The following is a 2,255-nucleotide window of genomic DNA, read 5'->3' as shown; positions in this document are numbered from 1 at the left end:
TCGACGTTGGTGTGAGCTAGTTGTTCGTTGGTCTGCCTGAGTTGGACTTCGGCTAGTTTGCGTTCTGTAATATCTTCATGGGAGACCAGTACACCAATTACTTCACCAGTACTATTCGTTAAGGGGACTTTATTCGTTCTTAGCCACAGTTGTTCACCATCAAGATTTTCTGTTTGTTCTTCGTAACCCAGTTTAGGAGTTCGAGTTTGCATAACTATGGCATCATCTTTGCGGTAAAGTTCTGCCCACTTTGCCCAAGGTAATTCAAAGTCGGTTTTGCCAATAATTTCATTGGGCGTTAGCTGATAGTCACTGGCAAAAGCAGGGTTGCATCCTAAAAAACGCGACTGGCAATCTTTCCAAAAGACTCTTTGGGGAATGGTATCCAACACCAATCGCAGCATTGTACGTGATTCTTCTAGTTCTTGCTCGGCTTGTTTGCGTTCGGTGATGTCATAGTTTACCCCAATTATACGTATAGGTTCACCGTGCTTGTCTCGTTTAAGAATACCGTAGCCTTTGAGAAAACTAATGTTCCCACTGGGTTGAACAATGCGAAAATCGACATTATATTCTTGCTTTCCTTGGATTACTCGGTCGATGACAGCTAGGAGATAAGCTCGATCTTCTGAGTGGAGACAGTTTAACCAACCCTCATAGGTGCAGGAAAAATCATCTTTGCTCAACCCGTAAAGTACATACATTTGGTCATCCCAAATTACCCTGTCTTGCACGAAATCATATTCCCAGATTCCGAATCTACCTGATTGCAGTGCTAGGGTAAGTCTTTCTGAAAGGTGATGTAGTTGTTCTTCTGTCTGCTTACGAATGGTAATATCTGTCAACGTGCCAATATAACCAATAATGCTGCCACTAGGGCTAGTTTCAGGTAATAAATAGCTGTGAAACCAGGTAACTTTACCATCTGGATGTAAATGCCGACCCTCTTGATAAAACAGTTCGTTTGGTGTTAATCCAGCTGCAAACCATTCTTGGCGAATACGTTCATAGTCTTCTGGATGAATGGCTTCTATCCAACCCATCCCCAGTGCTGCCTCTCTGGGTCTGCCTGCCATTTCACTCCAGCGGTCATTGACATAGACACAGTTGCCTAAGGTATCTAATCGAAAAATCCCGACAGGAGCGGCTTTGGCCAAGCTGGCATAACGCTGTTCACTTTCTTGCAGGGCTGTTTGTGCCTGTTGTCGCTCGCTGATATCTGTTAATGTCCCGATATAACCAATGATGTTGTCGTTGGTATCAATTTCCGGTGCTACCTGTAAATAAAACCAGCTAATAGTACCATCAAGGCATAAATATCTGCCCTCGCTTTCATAAAAGGCTTTGCGGTCAACAATTTCTTGTTCAAGCTTGAGTGACCATTCACGCATCAGACGATCTCGGTCTTCTGAATGTACCGTCTCAATCCAGCCCATACCCAAGGCGGCTTGTGTTGGTCTCCCAGTCATTTCAGTCCAGCGCTCGTTCACGTAAGTACATTTTCCAGTTGTATCTAATTGGAAAATTCCTACTGGTGCGGCTTCGGTTAAATTTGCATAGCGGCGTTCACTTTGTTTGAGTGCTTCTTCTGTTTGTTTACGTTGGGTAATATTAATGTTGGAACCAATGATCCGCAATGGCTGTCCATTGTGATCCCACTCAATTACCCGACCAGAACAAATTGCCCAAACAGCAGAACCATCTTTATGTCGATATCTCAATTCTTGGAAATAAGGACTGTCACTACAATTTTGAAAATGTTGGTTAAAGCTGTCCAAAAATTCTGGTAAATCTTCTTCAAACAACAGATATTGCCAATCATGAGATTTATCAACTAATTCATGGGTTTCATAGCCCAACATCCGCTTTAAGGTGGAACTAAAGTATCCTTGATTCTCTGCCAGATGCCATTCCCAATAACCTACCTGTGCAGTTTCGAGGATATCTTCTAATAGCTGTAATTCTCCTTGCAGCACTTGTACTCGTCGCTGTTCGGCTTCGGCTAGTTTGCGTTCTGTGATATTGATAATTACGCCTAGCATTCTCAGCAGTTTTCCGGTGCTGTCATACACGCCTCGCCCTTTGGCTAGTACCCAGTTAATGCTATTGTCTGGTGTGATGAGTCGGTATTCCACTGCATAATCAGTATGAGTAGCGATCGCTTGTTGTAATTGTTGATCAACTAATTGCCTTTGTTCGGGATGTATTTGATTGAGCCATTGTGCATAACTCAAGCTACAACTATGTTCATGGGG

At 43.2% G+C, this 2,255-nt stretch carries 1 protein-coding gene; it reads right to left on the bottom strand.

Annotation, left to right across the window (positions count from 1 at the left end; translation table 11 throughout):
• A partial coding sequence (locus H6G69_RS33425; RefSeq protein WP_190694008.1) for a bifunctional diguanylate cyclase/phosphodiesterase occupies positions 1-2,255 on the bottom strand: 2,255 nt, incomplete at both ends.

The organism is Nostoc sp. FACHB-110 (assembly GCF_014697425.1).
Lineage (GTDB): Bacteria > Cyanobacteriota > Cyanobacteriia > Cyanobacteriales > Nostocaceae > Nostoc_B.
The sequence above is the reverse complement of the archived record's forward strand: the minus strand, read 5'-3'. Positions and strand labels throughout refer to the sequence as shown.